Source organism: Verrucomicrobiota bacterium (genome assembly GCA_037139415.1).
Classification (GTDB): Bacteria; Verrucomicrobiota; Verrucomicrobiia; order Limisphaerales; family Fontisphaeraceae; genus JBAXGN01.
Genome location: JBAXGN010000024.1, coordinates 23,331 through 43,369 on the forward strand (window position 1 = coordinate 23,331; position 20,039 = coordinate 43,369).

Genomic DNA, 20,039 nt, shown 5'->3' on the forward strand with positions numbered 1-20,039 from the left:
CCAAATACGAAACCTTCGGCGCCTGGAAGTAAAGGACGAGTTTATCGTTCACGACACGCGTATTGACCATCCAAACGGTTAATTGATATTTACCGGACGCGGTGAGTTCAACTGGTGTAGTTAGGCGCGGCAGTTGCCAGCACATCACCTCCAGTGCCTGCGAGCATTAGAATCCTGAAGGTTTTTCTCTGGGGCGCATTGCGCTCATCGTTCAGCCTCGGCCTGGCCTTTGCCGGCATCGGCTGCGCTCTTCGTTTTCCCGCTGGCATGCGCCTTTTCGAGGGCGGGCCTCAGCTCAGTAATGGTCGTTTCCGCTTCCTTGAAGCGGCGCTCGAGGTCGGCCTGTTCGAGTTCCTTGCGAATCTGATTGGCGATATACCGTCTTGCCGTGTCGGCCGGCATGTCCGCCGGAGTGGCAATCTTCACGGGTGTCTCCTCAAGGATCCAATCGTCGCTGCGCTGCGCGGCCAAGGGCACCCCGCGGCTGTTGACAATGTTTCCCATCGGGTTTCTCGCCCATGCATACCGGTAGTGAATGGGCTCAGGGACAAACTGGTTGCTGAGGACGAGCATGCGGTGGTCTAAATTAGGCTTCTCGCGATTACCTTTGGTGCCGTCGGCAAACCAGTTGACGTCGGCGGGATAGAACCGCCGATCCTTGCCGGCAATGGCGAAGCCGAGCAGCCGGCCGTCGCTGTCGTCGTGGGTCTTGACGTCGGTGCTCATCGTCAGGCGCATCGTGCTGCCGACCATCTCGACCTTGTCGATGGTGGGTGGCAGCCACCAGGCTTCGGCGTCCCGGCCTTTGAGGAGTTCGTAGCGTGCCACCAGCGCCCACTTGGCGGCCCGTTCGCCGACGGGGATCTTGATCTGCGGGTGATACCAGGACTTGCGCAGATCGAAACTGCTGGCGAACCCAATATTCTTATCACCGGCAGCACGCAGGTCGCGGAATGTCCAGTATTGCGCCTCGCGGATATACGCACCCGCGTCAAACATCGGAGCGAGGAAGTTGTCCCGCGTCTGCGGCTCACCGGCCGTGCACAGCGAGAGGATGCAGAACGGCATCTGCGGATCGCCAAACGTCTCCCGCCATGCGGCGATCATCTTGCCGAACACCTGGCAGTACATCCGCGCGCCGGCGGAGCCGTTGAAGCAGTTGTTGAACCCCTGATGGAAAAGGGCGCCAGCCACGGCTAAGCCGCGGAGCGGTTGGATCACGCTGGCGTAACGACAGCCCGGGCGGTTATTGTCGGCGGCAGGGCCTGGCCGTAGGTCGCTCGGCGGCTGGCTTTCGGCCGGAATGGATTGGCCCTTGGCCCGCAGGTTCTTCATGCGGTTCTCGTACCCTTCTCTTCGCGCCTTGAGGTCGGCCTGCGGATCAAACGCGGCGATCTTCTCCTCCCATTCCTTGAGCATTTCCCGCGTTTCCTTGCCGTCGATTTTCCGCAGCACGTCCGCGGGCGTCCACGTCTCAACGGTGGTCCCGCCAATCGAGGCATCAATCAGCCCGATCGGCACGCCACTGGCCATGTGGACCCGACGCCCGAAGATGTACCCGATCGCCGAGAACTCCGTGACGGTTTCCGGCGAACAGATGTCCCAGTCGCCCTTGCGAAAGTGCCGCTTGGACCAATCGCTCCATTCGTGGAGGCGTTCGAAGCTGTGGACCGATGTAAAGCCCTTGCCCACCGGCATGGTCAGGAGCCGGATCTTCGGAAAGTTGGCCGAGACGATTTCCAACTCCCCGTCGTCAACGTTGCTGATGGGAAATTCCATGTTACTTTGGCCGCCCAGTATCCAGACGTCGCCGACCAGGATGTTCTCCAGCGTCAGCGTTGTGCTCTTTCCCTTGACCGTCATGGTCTGCGGGACTCGGTTCGCGGGACTCGGCTTGAGCGTCACCTGCCAGGCCCGATCCGCCGCCGCCCGGGCCTGGACCTCCTGGCCGGCGAACGTCACGACGACCGCTTCGCCCGGTTCAGCCCAGCCCCAGACGTTCAGCGATTTATTGCGCTGGAGAACCATGTTGGACTGAAAAACATTGGCGACGCACAGGCCCTGCCCGATGGCGGGGACGCTGACCACATCCTCCTTCGGCATGGGCGTTTTTTCTGCGGCGACCGTAGCCAGCCCGGCCAGCAGCGACGCTAGCAGGGCGCTCAGAAAGATGGTGAATTTCATTGTAGTTTTAGGGTTTGCTGGTGTTTGTCTGTTCCAATGGTTCATTTTGAAAAATCCAACTGCCGATGCAGGGGGCCGACGCTCACCGAAATCTTGTCGCTCCCAAAGTCCCCGTTGAGATAGGGGCTTTGATAGGTCTTTGCCGGGCGCAGATCCACCGGCTTGCCGTTGATGCGGGGCAAGGAGAAGTGGTCGGGGGCTTTGGCATCGTAGAGCGTGACTTCGAGGTGGTTGGCCACCGGGCCGAACTGGTAATCCACCTTGTCCGGAGTGACGTTCAGGCGGTTGGCGAGCACAGTGGCCTTGAATTTGTCGAATGATTCGTGGCTCACAAGGTCGCCGGCGTGGAGGAGAAGACGTGACCTGTCGGTGGGCTTGTTGAAGTTCGCAGGTGTGGCCAGCGCCTGCTTCCTAACCCACTGGTATCCGCCATCAAGAAACTTCACCCCGACGAAAGCCTTCCCGTTGCTGGCGAAAATCCAGCCAGCCTCCTCCACCTTCTTCAGCGCCTTGCCCTCGAAGCCGATGCCGACCGCATCCGTGTTGTAGGATCCGAGGGTACTGCGGCCCAGCGGCGCGATGCGCTGAAGAATAAGGACGTTTTCGTGCTGCACGCTCCAGAAGGAGTGTTGGGGACGTCCACCGCCCCCATGCCCGATCTCCGGATACACGGCGCAAACATCGTTGCTTGAAGGGTCGTCGAAGAACATCCCGCACGCACGTTTCTGCCTGGAGATGCCGGAATACTTCAGAGACGGAGTGCCGGTTTTCGGATCGGGCATGGTGAGGGCCGGATTCTGAAGGGTACTGCCCAGCAGATAATGCGGTGTGCGGTAAGCGTAGTTGACCAAAGCCGAGTCGGCGGCGAGTCGTTGGCCCACCTCTTCTCCAGATTTGGCCGTTTCAAGTTCCCCGAGGACACGATTGCGGATGACGAAAGGCGCTGTTGCCGGATAGGCCCGCTTGCGCAGGAGAATCGCCTCGGGAGGCAGTTGGTAGCGACTGGTCTCGATCACGCGGGAATGACTCGATCCCGCTGACTGGCCTTCCGAGGCGTAGAGCAGGTTCTTGTAAGATTCGAACGCATTAGGGGCGTATTCAGCCCGGCTTCTTCCCCCTCCGCGACGTCCGCGCACCGAAATCTGTTCCTCTTCGACAAAGGCCAGATCGAGCAACAAGCCGAATCGCCTGCGGATAACGGGATCGGGGGCGAGTTCGTGCAGATTGAAAAGGGCCGGCCAGGAATACTTCTGGTAAGTGTTCGAGCCGACTTCGACCCAAAGCCCGCTCTGGGCGCGTCGGCGCGGCCATTCACGGAGAAATGCCGCGTGGGCATCGGCATGTTCCGCAACCGTGTGCCCATCCGCCAGCTTCCGGTCGCAGTAAGCCGGGTCTTCCTTCAGCAGGACGGTGACCAGGTAGTAGTTCGGCCGCCGGTTCAGGTCGTGGTTCTCCGTGCCGAGCAGCAGGAACAGGTTATCCAGCCCAGTGTCGGTGATCCGGCTTTCTCCGCTGACCCAGAGCCAAAGCGCCTCCTTCATGGCGGCTTCCGTTTCCGGCTTCAACCGTCCGGGAAAATGCAGGCTTTTCGCGTGGAAGAGGCAGAGGGTCCGCACGTAGTCGGTGACGGAAAAGAAGGTCCAGGGCGCATTTCCAGGCTGCTCCGGGGTGGCGATGGGTTGGTTCCCATGTTTCCGGATCAGGTCGATATAATCGTTCGCCTGTTTGACCAGCCGCGCATTGGCCACGTCCACCTTCTCATTCAGGTAGAGGGCCGAGAGGGTCCAGAGATTGTCACCCCAGATGCCCGGGGGCCAGGCCGAGTCCTTGGCGATGGTTTTGCGCAGGATCTCTTCACGCAGCTTGAGCGAAGCCTTGTGGGTTGCTGCAACGAGCTGATCGAGGTCCGCATATCCCAAGTCCCAGGGATATTTCCCCCCAGGGTTTTCCTGCGCCATAACGTGCAAAACACCAAGGCATAAGCCCCCTGCGAATAGTCCGATGAGCTGTTTCTTAACTAATTTCATTTTTGTGTATCATAAAGGGCCTTGAGAACTGCCTGGTAGGTTGGGCGCGGCTGGAACTGCTCGTCAAACAAGCGGGCCTTCTGCCCGACCAGCCAATGTTGGTTGACTGCTTCTGATACCAGCGGGTCCATGGGCCGAAATCCTTGTGGCTGATGCCGCCGCTGAACTCGGTGTGGAGACCGATGTCCTTGGGAATGGGGCCGGCCTTGCCGCCACTGCTCTCCTGAACGGCAGCGAAGGACGGGTCGGTGCCCCCTTGCGTGTAGAGCGGCTCGGCGGACGGCAAGCTGACAGTGAGGAACGCTGAGAATAGGGTAGTTGCTATGATTTTCATGGAGAGTCACTCAGCCTTTGCCTTTACCGGCGTGCTGAGCACGAGCAGGATTTTATGGTGTTTAGGTTTGTCGCCATGGGCGCGATCCTTCTCCGGGAAAACGGTATAGACGAGGTTTCCCGTCTCGCGAAAATAGTCCGGATTCGGATGATGCGGCTGGTAGGGCAAATGGAGCTTTGATACATCCACCTTTTCGGAATCGTCTTCTTCGTCTTCGTCTTTTACCTTCGCGGTCTGATTACCGACTGGGGAACCGAGGCTCTTTGCCTGCTCAGTCCATTTTCCGTTTTCCAAAACCAGAGTATGAGCGCCAGTCTTGTGATCGAAGGCTTTGACGACCGGGTGATTTTTCGCGTCAATGCTCAGCCCTGGCAAGAGTCCCACCCAAGGTGGCCGCCCGTCGTGCCTGGAGTAAACGACGTCGGCCTGGTGCGGGCCGGGCTCGGCGCGCATGGGCAATTGAATCAGCGATCCATCGCCGCGGTGGAAGGTTTTGCCGTCATCGTCGGAATAGGCGTAAAGCACGTCGCTGCCGGTGTGCCTGCCTTTGGCTGAGGGTGTGTTCTCGTTAAGGAGGCCAAAGGCCAGGTGCAGGCGTTTGTTTTTGTCCCAGCGGATGACTGCATGCGGTTGCGTATAGGAGAAGTTGCCGCCTTCGCCATTGTCCTCCCAGGCGGTCATGGGTTTGCCGGGAGCCTGCCTAGCTCGTTTATTGCTCGATATTTGGGCAGCGGGCACCTCGTCCCCGAGCATGGACCAGGTCTGAGTTTTGGCATCCAGCACGCTGATGCCGATTCCCCAGACCGGTTCCGCGCAGCGAATGGAATGGTAAAGCACGCCGTCCGGACTGCGGAAAAGGTGCGGGTAGGTGACGTTAAATCCCTGGGGCCGCTTATTGGTGCCCATTTTCGAGGTGTAAATGAATTCGGAGATGTCCTCCGGATTTTTGGAAACCCAATGTTTCACATACGCCGATGAGTGCATGTCGCCCACGACATGGATGTAGCCCAGCGCATCGGTGGCGATGGTGTAGAAGCGGTGCGGATCATCCCCCGTGACGTGGCCGGGCATGAGCGGAAACATCTGCGCCTCGCCGCCTTGGAGCGGCACTTTGACGATCATCGTCTTATACCCCGGCAAAAGGACCCATAGGTAAACGTGCCCGTTATAAACATGCGTGGTGACGCGCACCATAAAGCGGTCTTCGATGCAACCGCTAAAATCCCAGAGGACTTTGGTTTCGTATCTCGTCTCGTTCTGGCCGTCGGGCTTGTTTTCGGCACGGAGGGACGCGAGGCCCAGAAGGCAGACCAGGGTCAGGAACAGGGTGAGTTTTGGTGATGGCAGTCTTGTCATGGCGGAGATGAATTGGGGGTTCATGTGCATTTCATGGCGGCCGTCATTTGACACCTGTCCGGATCGTGACCCCGGTGACAAAAATCATGGCATCATTGGGGACGGTTTGGCCTTTTTTCGAGCCACAATACATCCCCCAGCGGAAGCTGATCTTGTTGTCTTTGGCCTTGGGACCGGTCCCTTGGGTCACCAGCTTCCAGGGACCGGCATCGAGCGGCGCTTTCTGATATACCTCATAATCCGCTCCGTTCGCCCGGACTTTGACGCTGAGGGATTTGCCCGTCAGGTTTTGAGCCATGCTGATTTCCCGCTCCAGGCCGGGCACAGGCCGGCGGCGGAGGAAATGGAGCTCGCCTGCAGCGGTCATATCAATGTGGAAGGGCCAAAGGAAAGCATTGCCCGCAGCGTCTTTGCCCTCGTGAAACAATTGGAAGATGCACGCACCGACCGGCTTCATGATCGTGTAAGTTCCTTCCCATTCGCGCCAAGTGTCGGGAGCGGCGGTGAGGTTGTGCGTGAAGATTTCGACGCGTCCCGGCGAACCCTTCTCGGCGTCGCCGCCGCGGATGTTTTGTTCGCCTTTGAACAGGCGGAACACCTGAACATTGCCGTCTTCCTGATACCAGCGCGTCCATTGGCCGAAGTCCTTGCGGTGGATGCCGCCGCTGAACTCGGTGTGGAGGCCAATGTCCTTGGGAATGGGACCGGCCTTGCCAGCCTGTTTTTCCAGCAGCTCGTGGTTCACATGGATGCTGGAGCCGAGGGCGCCGCCCTTGTTGAATCTCTCGCCGGGTTTGCCGCCACTGCTCTCCTGAACGGCCGCGAAGGACGGGTCGGTGCCCTCTTGCGTGTAGAGCGGCTCGGCGGCGAGCAGGCTGGTGGTGAGGAGCAGGGTGAAGGCGTTTGTTGTTTTCATTTAACTTGGTCTGTCGGCACGCTACGGACGCGAATGCCGGTAAAGAACTCGGAGTCGGCGATGGGACGGTAGCGAGTGTCCTTGCCGGTTGTCCAGATCGGCGTGGTGGTGCCGTCGGCGTGACGAATCCGCAGATTGTCGAGATAGACTTTGAAGGTGCCGGGCTTGCCGCCTTTGAAGACGAGGCCGTGGCGCGGAAGTATTCCCGGTGCGCTGCTGCAAAGGCCGATGACGCGATGTTCCCATATGCCGGGACCGCCTCTGGGTTCAGGACCGGCCGCCTGCTCACGGCCAAATTGGTCGAACCCCTCACCGCGCTTGAAATTGAGCGAGATGGACTTGTTGTCGTTACCCTTGAACGGCGAGTAATAATATCCTTGCCGCAAGCTGTCGGCGGCAATGGCGATGTCATATTCCACGTAATCCGTGGCGAATTGATGGCCCTCGAACCCGGCGAAAGGAACAACGAGGGTATCTTTCGGTTTGGCCTTTCCCGTAACGGTAACACTGATTTCTAGCACCTCGCCCTCGGGCGCGGGTTTCGCGTCGAACTTCGCGGGAACGGGCTGATGCGTGAGCGCCGCGCCGAGGGATTCGACCCACGCGTTCATCTGGGCGGTAAGCGACTTCACCACGTCGGGATGCGCGTCGGCGACGTTCTTTGTTTCTGCGATGTCAGCGCGGATGTCGTACAAGTCGGTATGATCGAAGAACCGATGTAACCGCCAGTCGGCGGTGCGGATCGCGTCTTCGTTGTGCCACGCCCAGTAATAGCTCGCCACCGGGCTGGTGGTGTTATCGCGTAACGCCGGCCAGATGTTTTTGCCGTCGAGTGGACGCGTCGCGGGCATTTCCAAACCCGCCATGGCCATCAACGTGGGAAACATGTCGAGCGCACCGCAGAGGCCGTCCCACTTCCGTCCGGCGAGCTTGCCGTTCGGCCAGTGGATAACCGTTGGCAGGTGTGTCCCGCCCTCAAAGACGCTGTGCTTGCCGCCGCGGAACGGAAGGTTGCTGCCATCCTTGGTCGCGCCATTGTCGCTGGTGAAGACGACGATGGTGTTGTCACGCAGGCCGAGCTTGTCGAGTTCGGCGAGAATGCTCGCGAGATTTTTGTCCATCGCCTGTACCATTGCAGCATAGGTTCGTTTGGTTTCGTCCGTCACTTTCGCATCCACGCCTGCCAAGTCCGAGTCTTTCGCTTGCAGTGGTGCGTGGACAATATGAAACGGGACGTAGCAGAAGAACGGGCGGGCCTTGTTCTCGCGAATGAATTCCAAGACGTGCCCCGTGATCAGGTCCTCGGTGTAGCCGACGTCTTGGGGCCGGTATTCCAAATTATGCCACCAACTCACCGGGCCGCGTCCTTGCACGGTGCGCCGCGTGAAATAATCCGCGCCGCCGCCATAATAGACCCAGGCTTCGTCAAAGCCGTGGGCGTTGACACCGAGACCGCCTTTGAGTTTCTTGTTCGGCATGGACTTCCAAGCGTCCTCAAACGCCCGACGATATTCGGGCGTGTCGGGGTCTTCGCCGTTGTGCCATTTGCCAAAGATGCCGGTTCGGTAGCCGTTCGCCTTGAAACCCTCGGCGATGGTGGTTTCCTCTTTCGCAAGTTCACCGCCCACTTCCGGTCCGGTGCCAACGCGGAACGGGTGCCGGCCAGTGAGCAACATCGCACGTGTCGGAGAGCAAACACACCAAGCCATGAAGTTGGGCAGTTCGACGCCCTGTTTGAAAAGCTTGTCAATTTGCGGCGTTGGGATGTTGCCGCCGGGATGCGCACTGATGTCGCTCCAGCCGAGGTCATCGGCCAGCATGTAAACGATGTTGGGCTTGGCTGCCGGCTTGGCTGAATCGGCGGCTGGCAGCGCGGCCAGCGGTGCCAGCAGCAGGGTGGCGAGGATGAGGATGTGTTTCATGGTTTGTTTTGTCTGATTAAATTTATTGCCGCATTCACGGCTTGGAACCGGTGTTTGGTGCAAAGATGAGCCCGTCAACGAACTCGTTCGTTTTGAAAAACTGTGAGTCGCGCACTGGTTTCCCAGCGAGCGTGAGGTTCTCGAAGGTGAGGTTGCGGATGCGCGCGTCGGCCTGGCCCCAGAGGATTTGGGGTTCACCCAGAACGCTGGGCGCGGCGATGGATAGGTTCTGGAAGAGGATGCCCGACAAGTCTCCGGCGGCGCGCTTTGCCGCGTGTTTCGAATAGGGTTCGGGCATGGTCATGCAGATAAAGAACTGCTGCAGCGTCGGTCTGGGATCCTCGATGTTGATGTTGCGAAAGACCACCCCGGCACCAGCGGCGCGGCCGCCTTCCCCGCGCATGTTAAAAACCCGACCGCCGCTCCATTTCTCCCATTTGGCCCGCGCATAGATCACATCGCAATCTTCCACCACCAACTGGCGGTCAGCTAGCTGCGGCAGGGCGCTCAGGACGAACGACGAACCGTTGGCGTCATTCCACAGCACGGTGCGGCGAATGCCCAGGCCGTTTACATAGAGCGAATCATCCTGGGTGCGGAGGAAGCAGTCCTCGATCAGCGTATTCCCGAAGGGATTGATCCCGTCGCCATTGGCGCGCCAGGTGAAGATCTTGGTCCACTGGACCGCGTTGGGATGATCCGCTTGGTAGGGGCTCACCAGCATGAGCGAGTGAGTAGCCGAGTCGGCGATAGTGATGCCTTCCACACGGGTGTCGGTGGTGCCAATTACCTCAATCGGACGGTAGCGCCCGTGGTCCTTGTCTGAAACGGCTGGCGCAACATACTTGGGATGCTTCAGCCGAGATCCCGACAAGGTGCCGAGGCCGAAGATGCGGATGTGATGACCGTCGCCCCATTTTCGGTTGGAGAGTGTGCCGTAAACTATCGCGTCTCCGGGGATGTAATATTGGCGATTGGCATGAAGCGGGAAAGCCAGCCCAACATCGTGAACGCCGGGGAGGAAATAGAGCGTGGTCCAGGGCCCGTCGGATGGCGGAGTATCGCCGGGTTTCACGGTCAACACGCCAGGATCATTCGGCTTGGGTTTGCCGACCAAAGGCGGGTTGGCAAAGAGGGAGATGGTATGGATAGGCGGTCCTTTGTAGCCCTTGCCCGTGTCCTGCCCGTCCATCTGGCCATCAATATCCACGGCGACGAGGCAGGGTTTATCAAGTCTGACGAGAACCTTGCCGTCTTTCACGGAACACACGGACGCTTTGCGTTGCGGATGCACTGCTGCGGAGTGAATCGGCTGGCCGTTGACGCGGGCAATTTCGATCTCCACCGCACCGGCGGTTTCAAAGTTCACGTAGGCGTGTGTCCAGCCCGCCAACGTGTCGAAGTAGGCGTCCGTCTTCTTTTCGATGGTCTTGCAGACGGTCTCCCAAGCGAAGGCGCTCCGCCACTCGCTGCCATCGCTGGCAGAGCGCACACGCACTTTGTAATGCTCCGAGGCTGCGAGCCCTGGCACGGGCGGATAGACAACCAACTCGTCGTCGGCGGACAGCGCGGCCAGTGGCGCGAGCAGCAGGGCGGAGAGGGTGAGGATGAATGGGTGTTTCATGGCGCTCGGAGATGTAGCACGAGCGGCGCGCTGCCCCAGTCGGCGGGCGGCGTAAAGGTCGCGGTGCCGTTGGTGAAGGAGCCGGCAGTGGTGCGGTTGCCGGTGTGCGGATGGAACCACGTGGCTTGGAGCGGCAATTTCACGCTGGTGATTACCAGCGTGAACGGCTGCGCCGTTTTTTGGAACACGACGTATTCGCGACCCGGTTGCGCCAGGCAATAACCGCTATTTACCAGGTTGTCCAACGGCGCGAGTTTCCAATACTCGGTCGCGCGCCAGAAGGCGCCAAAGTGTTTCATGAAGGCGTAGCCCGGCGGCACGTCGAGCGGGCGGATCACATCCCACGCGGTATAGGTGTAATAGTAGGCGGTGTAGCCGCCGGCCATCTGGATTCCCCACAGCGTACTCACGGTTTGTTCCGGAGTCATCACCTTGCCGTAGGTTTTGTCGTTCAAACCGCCCGGGCCACATTCGTAATCGGATTCCACATTCGCAATCGGCCAGGCGCGACGCTCCCGCTGGCGCAGAATGGTTTCATGGAATTTTCCATGCTGCTGATCAGCGCGAAAATCCGTCAGTTCGTCGTACGCGCCGTTGTCGTTGGCCTGGTCGTCGTCGTGGACGGTTGTGAGGTGGTGATACGGATCGGTTTCACGGAAGAATTTCAACACGCCCTGCTTATAGGCGAGGTCTTTCTCGTTGTGAGCCTCCTTGGAGAAATCCCAGATGATATTCGGATACGCGCCATAACGTGCGACGAGCCAACGGAAGAACAGCTTCTCCTCGGCGCTGCCGCGCGCCGGCCATTTCACCTGCTTGTTGTACACCTTGATCAGCATGTGCGCCTGGATGCCGCGCTCGTTCATCGCCGCGATCACGCGGTCGTAATGCTGCCAGTAGGCCAGATTCATCCGGTTTTGGTCGGGCTGCTCGTTCGTGCCTTCCCAAGGATAAAGGAGCGCCGGGCCGTAATCATCGGGGCCGGTCTTTCCCGCGCGCCACCTAGTGTCGTGCGCATAGGAATTGAGGATCACGTAGTTGAACCCGTGACGAACGAGGATATCGAGCGACTTTTCCACCGTGGGCACGCCGGGTTTGTCCAGGTCCAGTGCCCAGAGCCAGTCGTATTCGTAACCCTGCATGAAAAAGCGCGCGCCGTCCTCGAAGACGAAGTGATGCGGGTGCTCTTTGTCCACGCGCAGCCGGCCGTGAGCTTGCGGACTCGGATTCACCAGGCAGGTGAACGCGGTGGTCTGACCATCCAGTTCCTTCAGGTCGGATTTGGTCACGAGCGACCAGGCGCCTTCGACGGTCGGCGTCACGCGGATTTTCCACGTACCGTCGCCATCAAAGAAACCAGGGAGGGTGTATGAATTCCCATCCAGGCCTTTCGCCTCGGCACTGAACGCAACCAGGAACGGGTTTGGTGTTTTGGTGTTGGCTTTGAAGGCGAAGTCGTGCGGCTGCCAACGCGGAACGGCAACGTGTTCCACGGCGTGCAGCGGAGCCAGCGGCGTCAGCAGGCACGTGGTGCCGGCGAAGAGAACCGTGCGGAGGAGTTGGGTTTTCATGGTGTCTGAATGATGGGGTTGCTGGATCATTCCCTATTTTTTGAATCCTGACTCGGTGCGGGAGCGCTTGATCTTGTGTTCGGCGATCGTGCCGGGCTTCCAGGTGCGCGCCAGTTGTACATCGGCCGCGACATCCGCGGTTTGCCCGGGGATGTCCACCACGCCGGCGCGGTTGTAGAGCACGGGTTGAACATATTGGCGCGTGTAGGCGGCGGCGTAGTTTTTCCAATGGTTCAGCGCGGCTTCGAGATGCTCGATGGCGGAAGCTTGTTGCTGGGCGTCGCCAGATTTATCGAACAGCGCGAGGTCGCACGCGCCGCGAATCTTCGCGGCGTAGTATAGTCCGAGATGCGCCATGGCTTCGATGTCGCCGAGCGTGGCGGCGTATTCCTTGGCGCTGTCGGCGGGAGTGACGGCGGCGCGCTGGAGTGATGGCAGGGCGTGGAGCGCCTGGGCGGCGTTGGCGTCCAGGGTCGCGGCGATTTCGAGCGGGGTCACGCCCTCCGGCTTCTGCTTCGCGAGCAGGCCGGAGCGCCACTCGATGATGTTGAGTACACCGGCGCCGGGCATCGTACCGCCTTCGACAAAATCGCGCACGGTGTAGAAACCGCTCTTGCGCCGGCAGGCTTCGGGAAACCACTTCAAATCAATGTCGCCCCAAAAGAACCGCGTGATGTAGGGAAACGTCTTGGAGGCCGCGGCCCACGCGGCGGTGAGTTGGAGAATGTCGGCTCCGGGGAAACGGGCGGCGGTGAGGCGGTCGAAGGTGGCGGCCAGCAGGTCGGGTTCGTAGGCGAGGCGCCCCCAGAGCGCGAACGAGAGCCACTGTTTTTGCATGACGGTCTGGCGCGGCGTGCCGGCGTCCTTGGAGAGGAAGTCCCGGCCCCAAAGGTAGCCGTCGGGGCCCATGTAGAAGCCGGCGATCTTGTCTTCGCCGGGGATCGCCTTGATGAAGGCGCGGGCGTAATGCACATCCGCCCACCGGAAGCTGTAGATGTCGTCGTTGCGCACCGTGAGCCAGCAACGAAGTTCGGGACTGAGTAGCGGCAGTACCGGTTGGATCATGCTCGGATTGGGCACGGAATACATGTGGGCGATGGCGTATTTGAAGCTGAGGTCCAGCTTGCAGGGCAGTGCGGCGAACTCCTTCTGAATCTCGCCCAAGGCCGTCATGTGGAAGCGATGGATGAGCCGGAATTTCCGGTTGGGGGTTTCTTTCAGTCCATCGCGAATGCCTTCGCCGTAGGTTTGCCAGAGCCACTGCTCCTTGGAGAGGCCTTTGAATTCATTGAGCGGCATGCCTTCGCCGGCCGTGATGCCGAAGCCGGCGAGCAGCGGATAGGTCTTGATGGTTTCCCGGACGCTGGCGCGAAAATATTCGATCGTGCGGGGCGCGGCTTTAGCGCTGGTGATCCCGTCTTGGCCTTCCGCACCGTTGAGAAAGACGTTCCACGTGAACCAATACACGTCCACGCCGCGGTCCTGCGCCAGTTGCATGACGTCGCGCCAAAACTGAATCTTCTCGTCGATGGTGATCTGCTTGACGACCTCATGGTTGGCGAGCATCTCCGGGCGCACGAAGTTGTTGCCATTGCCGCTGAAGTTCTCGTCCAGCTTCACCGTGGTGCGCCAGACATCATCCAGCGCGACGTGCGGAAACTCCGGCACCTTCACGATGCTGGGGAAGGGATTGAGCGACCACAGCGAGATGACGTTGTAGCGATGCCGCGCCATGTCGTCGAACAGCTCGCGCCAAAAATCCATGCTCCACATCTCGGGGATGTTCGCCTGCGCGGCATCGGAGGGGTCGGTGTAGCTCGGCGTGCGCAGGTCGAGCGGGATGTTTAGCTTGATGCCGCGCTGGGCGATGTGCGGCGTGTGGATAGAGTCCTTCAACAAATCCAACGAACCGGTGCGGATCGCCTCGGCCACGTCCAGTCCGCCATACATCGCGCCAATCGCATCCCCACCGACGACGCGCACCGCCGCGCCTTCGCGCTCGATGCGATACGCTTGCGGCACCCCGGGCTCGACCCGGAGGGTCACGTTGGGCACGGATGAACCGCTGGCTTGCACAGCGCGCTGAACCTCGGCGGCGGCGAACTGGAGCGGAGCCGAATCGGTCGGCATGATGGTGATCGCCGCGTGGGCCGAAGCAACGCACAGCAGCGAGAAGAAAGCCGGCAGGGAGCGAATAGAGTTCATAGGTTAATTAGCTTTCCAAATGGACACCGGCCTTTAACAGGGCATCCCGCAGGATGGGATAAGCCAGGTCACGCGTGCCGCAGGATTTGGCCGCGCACAGGGCGGCGGCGGTGCCGGCGGCCTGGCCCTGGCCCATGCAACAAACCGTGTTGCGCGTGGACATGTGGGCATCATGGTTGGACGTGATTAACATGCCCGCCGCCAGGAGGTTTTCCAGGCCGGCCACCCGCAACGCTTTGTAGGGGATGCCATAAGTGCCGCCGTTCTTGATCTGCAAACGCGGCGCGTTGTCGTGAAATCCGTAGGCCATGATGTCGTCGTCGAAGTGTTTCCCTTCCAGCACGTCGGCGCGCGTGAGGTCGTAGTCGCAGGCAATGACCCGCGCCCGCCGGATGTTCAGCGACGGGCTGGTGCGTGCAATGAAGGCCTTCTCACAGCCGGGGACATACTTTCTGAACAGCTCAATCGCCTTGGCCTGGCGTTTTCGCAACTCCAACTCGGCTTGCGAGACGGCGTCCCGGTTCGTTGGACTGACGGGCATTTTGAACCCCATCTTGATGAACATGAAATAGTCGTCGTGGACGGTGGTGGTAACCATGGCAAGCATGATCTTGCGCGCCTCCTCGTGGAACTCCTTGGGCAGTCCCTTCGAATTGCTTTGCACACGGACAATCTGGCCTTCCTTGCCGCCACGCCATCCGCGGGCCAACTGCGTCACCGCGCCCTGGGATTCAAGATAGTCGTGGAACCGGGCAACGTTCACGCCGCCCACCCCCATGCTGTTCACCACGGGATAGTCGTTCGGCTCGGTGTATTTGGCACCGGCAAAGGCCGCGAGGTCACCGTAGCCGGTGCAATCCACGAAGGACTTCGCCATGATCGCCTCCCGACCGGCCCGGCTTTCTGCGATCACACCCTTAAGCCGCGAACCCTCCGTGATGGCGCCTGCGAGCAGCGTGTTGACGGCCACGGAGACGCCGGCTTCCACCAGCATCTCAAACGTGACCAGTTTGTAGAGTTCCGTATCAATGGCGGTGCAGACTGAATCGTAATTGTAGCCGGAAACCATTTCGGCATGGCCCGAGGTGCCGCCGACTTTGGCCAGGCGATCCACGATTTCCTGGGGAATACCCTGGACCACCTGCTTCCTGGCCACGCCGGGAAAGGCTTTCCATAAATTGAAATAGCTGTGCAGCGCGGTGCCGCCTTCCACGACGGTTCCGCCCGGATAGCCTTTGCGCTCGATCAGCATCGTTTTCGCGCCTTGCCGCGCCGCCGCGATGGCCGTTACCACGCCGGCCGTGCCGCCGCCCGCGACGACGACATCGAACTTGCGGATGGGCAGTTGCCTGGCAGGTTCCTCGTACCAGCCTTCCAGTGGTTTTTTCCGTTCTGCCGGCTGGCCCGCAGCCAACCCGGCTGGAAGTCCCGCACCCAGCAGGGTAATTCGTTTTGAAAACTCTCGGCGATTCATAATTTTTTCCTGTGATTAATATTGAGTTCGGTTCACTTGCTCGTGTCAAGCATTAGGTCTTTTTCCAGTCAACTGCCGTCGCCTGCGGCGAATACCAGGCCCGGGCAATAATCCGCCCCTGCGGATGCCGGCCCAGGATGCGCACGGTCTTGGTTTCGCCAGGTAGCAAGTCGAAATAGTTGTCCTCAAAGAACCAACCGAAGGGATTGCCGCCCGCGTCGCCTTCCAAGTGTACCGCGCGGGCGAATTTGTCGGTGGTGATCACCAGTACTCCGTTCTGCACTTGCACGTTCAGCTTCGCCTCGGGAAACACCAGGCGGCGCTCGATGTCGGCAAAGGCGTTGGCACGCGCCAGCACCTTCCCTGACTGGTCCGATAGCGTGGCGAACAGGATGTGCTCCTTGCGAAAGGCACGGATGCCGGCCTGGTCCAACCGCACGACGACGGCGGACTTGCCCGGGGCCACGGTCACTTCGCGCACGATCTCTTTGCGAAATTTGTTTTGCTCGAGATGGTAAAGCTGAATTCTGACTGTGCCGCTGACCGTTTCGGTGCTGTCGTTGACCGCCCACAAGTGAATGAACGTGCCGATGTCGAAAGACAACAGCACTGCGGCGTAGGCGCGACGCAGCGCGTAATAGGCGTGGTAGGGCTCGAGAAAGAAGTCCACCTTCGCACTGTAAACCTGAGGCCAGGAGTCGTTGTATTTCCATACAATGTAACCGCCACAACAACGGCGGTCGGATGCTTCCTCCGCCGGACGGCCTCGCCGCTGGCGCTCGACGGTGTCCTGGTAATACAGTCCCTCCGCCATGCCGAGCCGGTAAACCAACCCGGCGAGATCGGTGGCGTCGTAGAATTGCTCGACCGGCCCGGTCTTCTTCCAGCTTTCCGCACACGTGTAGGGCAGCCAGGTCTTGGGGAAGGGATGGCGGTTGCCGTGAAGATAGAGCGTGGAATAACCCTCCGGCCAGAGATGCTCGGGCTTCATGAACCGCTTTAAGCTGTGCAGCACGGGCGCGGCAATCCGGGTGTCTTCGCTGGCGAAATTCAGGTAATCGTAGCCGGGCACAAACCACATGTTGGTGTAACCATGCGTATTTCCCTCGCGCGGATCGTTGGCGTTCACTCCGCCATAGGGCGAACTGGGCTGGTAGTAACGCTCGGGATCGAACTGCCGGCAAATCGCCCCGACCTCTTCCGCCGCCGCCAAACCGGGCCAGGGACCGTGATCCGTAAAGTCCTTGTTGTAATCCTCGTGCGCCCACATCGCGGCTTCGTTGCACCCGCACCAGCAGAGGATGGAAGCATGATGCTTGAGACGTTTGAGCTGACGCGTCGCCTTCTCGCGGGAACGAGCCCGACTCGCTTCATCCGGCTTCAAGGGCAACTGGGCGAAGTCCTGCCACAGCAGAAATCCCCGGGCATCCGCCATTTCGTAAAAGTTGTCGTGCGGCGCCATGACCTGGCCCCAGATGCGGAACGCGTTGAAGTTGGCATTCTCCGCAAGGGCAAAGAGCTTCTCTGTGCGGGCTTGATCCCACACACGGCTCATCAGGTTGGGCGTCACCCAGTCGCCGCCGCGAAGCAGCACCGGCACACCATTGACCACAAAGTGCAAGGGCTCCGGCATGGTCAACCGGCGAAAGCCAATGGTCCGATGCCGCGTCTGCTGCGGGCGGTCTCCAGCCAGCAGCGTAACCTGCGCCCGATACAGCGGCTGACGGCCATAGCCACGCGGCCACCACAACTGCGGGCGATCCAGCTTTACGACGCAGCGGCAGTTAAAGCTCCCTGCGGTTGTCTCCGCCGAAGTGATTGATTCCGCCACCGGTTTGCCTTCGGGATCGAACAGCCGCACGCGCACGCTGACCGACGGCAACCGTGCGTTGCCCGACGCATCAACGGTCAAAGTTCCCGTGCTCAACGACTCGTCCAGCGATACACCGGCCACCGCCTCGTCCAGCGTATTGCCATCGGAAGTTTCCAGCCACACATGGTCGAAGATTCCGACCGAAGCCAGCGGCGGATTCGGGCCCAGATAACTGCCGCCGGGGCGCTGGCGACCTATCTCAGGCACACCTTCTTCAGACCTGCCCGCGTTGGAACGAAAACGGAGCACCAGCGAGTTTTCCGGACGCAGCGCCTGGCTGACTTCGACGGTGAGCGGCGCGTGCTCCTCCGAGTGCGACGCGAGGCGGTTGCCGTTGAGATAAACCTCCGCCCGACCATCGAGTCCCAGAAACCGAAGCCGGCTCGCGCGCCCCGGTCGCGCCGAAAACTTCAGCGCATACACCCAGTCCCTTTGCCCCATCCAGAAACATTTCTCCGTTCCGCCCGGCAGCCAGGGTGGTTCGATTTTCGCGTGGGCCAGGAGAACGTCCGGCACCATGGCCGGCAGGGCCGCAACCGGCAGCCAGCCATCGGCAACCGCCGCCCGTTCTGCCTCGTTCAAGAGCGCGGCGGTCGCCTCGGCGCGCGGCTCGAAGCCTTTGAGGCTCCAACCCTGCAACAGTTCGGTCGCTGCAACCACTTCATTGGAAGCCGCTGGTTCCGTCTGGCTGGACAAGTTTACAGGCGTCGCGAGCGCGCCGCTGACGATGGCTGCTTGCGCAAGGAATTGCCGGCGGGTCAGGTTCTCTTGGATTGGGTTGTCGCTTTTCATTGATGATCGGGCCGAGGCTACTTTTGTTTAAGAACCTTCTTCGGAAGCTGGCTAGCGGCGAGAAGTGGGCGGTTGCGCACAGCGTCGAGGTGGGGGGACTTCACACGGGTCAGCCATTCGATGAGCAACCCCTTCATCCGCCCTGCTTCGGCGCGGTATTGCTCCTTGTCAGGATTGCGGCCGATGAGGTTGTTCAACTCGTGCGGGTCGGTCTTCAGGTCGTAGAGGGCGTCCAAAGACGGTGCGGCGGTCGAACGGCCGAACATCAGTTTCCAACGGCCATCGAAAAGCATGAAGCCGGGAACGGCCTGGCTGGGCCATTCCGAGACCGCCACCCGTCCCTGGCCGCTTTCCTTGCCTTCCACCAGCGGGCGCAAGCTGCGGCCTTCGGACGCATGCCCCGGCTGGCCGCAGTAATCGAGGATCGTCGCGAAGAGATCGAGCTGTGAGGCGGGGGCTGGGACCACGGTGCTGGCGGGGATAACGCCGGGCAACCGCAGCAACAACGGCACGTGCGCTGAGCCTTCGTAGAAAACCATTTTGCTGTGCAAGCCATGATCACCGAGCATTTCACCGTGGTCGCTGGTAAAGATGACCAGGGTGTCTTTGGCAAGTCCCAGTTCGTCCAGCCGATTCAGAAGCTTACCCACCCAATCATCCACCTCGGTGACCATCCCGTAGTAGATGGAGGTCATTTGGCGGATGTTGGCCGGATTGCGATAGGAATCCGACTCGCCTTGCTTCTGCGCGAAGTAGGGCGAGTTGTCGCGGGGATCGTTAAGGCTGCCGGGCACCGGGATGCTGGCGGGTGGATACATGCTGTAGTAGGGCTCGGAGACCAGCATGGGCGGGTGGGGCGGATCGAGCGATACGGTGAGCGTGAACGGTCCGTCCTTAAGCCGGTCCAGAGCAGCCAGACCTTCCTGAGCCGTAAACGCGGTGTGACTGACAGCGGCGGGCACATCAAGCCGGCCATACATTCCTGCTTGCGAGGGTTTGCCAACGGGTGTTTTTCCAAAATTCTCGTCGAGCGGGATCGGCGTATAGGTGCCGTGTCGGCTGGCCAACTGCCCGGCTTGCACGGCGCGGCGCGGCGCGTTCTGTTCGACAAACTTGAAGAACGCATCACTTTCGGAAGTCTCGGCCTTGCTGCTGGCCGGTCGCTGTTTGCCATTCAGCCACCGAACGGGCTGGGTGTAGTCGAGCGTGAGTTGGTAGGGGCTGTGATACTTGCCGTGATACTCGCCCCGGTAGCCGTTGCGCAACAGGACTTGGTCAAAGGACGGAAACGGCGGTGCATCCGTACGGCCCGCATCCGTGTTGTTGAGGACGTGATTGGATTCAATGCTGTGCCCGGTGAGGATAACCGTCCGCGCCGGGGTGCAAACCGGACACGACGAATAGAAGCTGGTGAACCGTGCACCCTCGCGAGCCAACCGATCCATGTTTGGGGTTTTAATGATCGGGTTCCCGGCGCAACTCATGGCATCCCAGCGTTGCTGGTCCGTCATGATGAAGAGCAGGTTAACCGGGCGCTTAGACGCTGGGGTGGCTGGGAGACACGCGAGGAACAATGCCAGGATGAGCCCCCAGATGCGTTTCTGGTTTTGCAGCAGGAGGCGGGTAAATTCCTCGCCATCAACCTGGTGGTTTGCCTCACTCATTGATTCGTATGGCCAGTTTCAATTTCACTGTTGTATGAATGGTAATGTCGCTTACTCTGTGGAATTGGACAATTATTTTCTGAACCATGATAGCGTA

The 20,039-nt window shown here is 60.2% G+C and carries 12 protein-coding genes; all 12 read right to left on the reverse strand.

The window, feature by feature from the left end; genetic code table 11:
- Positions 1 to 204: 204 nt before the first annotated feature.
- From WCO56_06260 to WCO56_06315, 12 genes are read right to left on the reverse strand one after another with little or no spacing between them, the layout of a single operon-like run.
- On the reverse strand, positions 205 to 2,184 hold the full coding sequence (locus WCO56_06260; protein ID MEI7729153.1) for a sialate O-acetylesterase: 1,980 nt from the start codon (positions 2,182 to 2,184) through the stop codon (positions 205 to 207).
- A 41-nt stretch (positions 2,185 to 2,225) separates the two neighbouring features.
- Entirely contained in the window at positions 2,226 to 4,211 is a 1,986-nt protein-coding gene (locus tag WCO56_06265; protein MEI7729154.1) for a hypothetical protein, read from the reverse strand.
- Positions 4,198 to 4,545 carry a hypothetical protein gene (locus tag WCO56_06270; GenBank protein ID MEI7729155.1) on the reverse strand — a complete coding sequence of 116 codons (348 nt, stop codon included), beginning with the start codon at positions 4,543 to 4,545 and terminating at the stop codon, positions 4,198 to 4,200. The genes WCO56_06265 and WCO56_06270 overlap by 14 nt, the downstream gene beginning before the upstream one ends.
- A gap of 6 nt (positions 4,546 to 4,551) precedes the next feature.
- Positions 4,552 to 5,925, reverse strand: a complete 1,374-nt coding sequence (locus WCO56_06275; protein MEI7729156.1) for a BNR-4 repeat-containing protein — start codon at positions 5,923 to 5,925, stop codon at positions 4,552 to 4,554.
- Positions 5,926 to 5,944: 19 nt separating this feature from the next.
- Positions 5,945 to 6,817: a hypothetical protein gene (locus WCO56_06280; GenBank protein ID MEI7729157.1), complete on the reverse strand. Its 873-nt coding sequence runs from the start codon at positions 6,815 to 6,817 to the stop codon at positions 5,945 to 5,947.
- A complete protein-coding gene (locus tag WCO56_06285; protein MEI7729158.1) occupies positions 6,814 to 8,739 on the reverse strand; it encodes a sulfatase-like hydrolase/transferase in 1,926 nt (641 codons plus the stop codon). The genes WCO56_06280 and WCO56_06285 overlap by 4 nt, the downstream gene beginning before the upstream one ends.
- A gap of 34 nt (positions 8,740 to 8,773) precedes the next feature.
- Positions 8,774 to 10,363: an endo-polygalacturonase gene (locus WCO56_06290; GenBank protein ID MEI7729159.1), complete on the reverse strand. Its 1,590-nt coding sequence runs from the start codon at positions 10,361 to 10,363 to the stop codon at positions 8,774 to 8,776.
- On the reverse strand, positions 10,360 to 11,934 hold the full coding sequence (locus tag WCO56_06295) for a DUF5060 domain-containing protein (protein ID MEI7729160.1): 1,575 nt from the start codon (positions 11,932 to 11,934) through the stop codon (positions 10,360 to 10,362). Before WCO56_06295 ends, WCO56_06290 begins: the two co-directional genes overlap by 4 nt.
- Positions 11,935 to 11,967: 33 nt before the next feature.
- Entirely contained in the window at positions 11,968 to 14,139 is a 2,172-nt protein-coding gene (locus tag WCO56_06300; GenBank protein ID MEI7729161.1) for a carbohydrate-binding family 6 protein, read from the reverse strand.
- 7 nt (positions 14,140 to 14,146) lie between these two features.
- Positions 14,147 to 15,613, reverse strand: a complete 1,467-nt coding sequence (locus WCO56_06305) for an FAD-dependent oxidoreductase (protein ID MEI7729162.1) — start codon at positions 15,611 to 15,613, stop codon at positions 14,147 to 14,149.
- A 52-nt stretch (positions 15,614 to 15,665) separates the two neighbouring features.
- Positions 15,666 to 18,278 (reverse strand): glycoside hydrolase family 2 protein, encoded by a 2,613-nt coding sequence (locus WCO56_06310; GenBank protein ID MEI7729163.1) that lies wholly within the window; start codon positions 18,276 to 18,278, stop codon positions 15,666 to 15,668.
- A 17-nt stretch (positions 18,279 to 18,295) separates the two neighbouring features.
- On the reverse strand, positions 18,296 to 19,942 hold the full coding sequence (locus WCO56_06315) for a sulfatase-like hydrolase/transferase (protein MEI7729164.1): 1,647 nt from the start codon (positions 19,940 to 19,942) through the stop codon (positions 18,296 to 18,298).
- Positions 19,943 to 20,039: the final 97 nt, after the last annotated feature.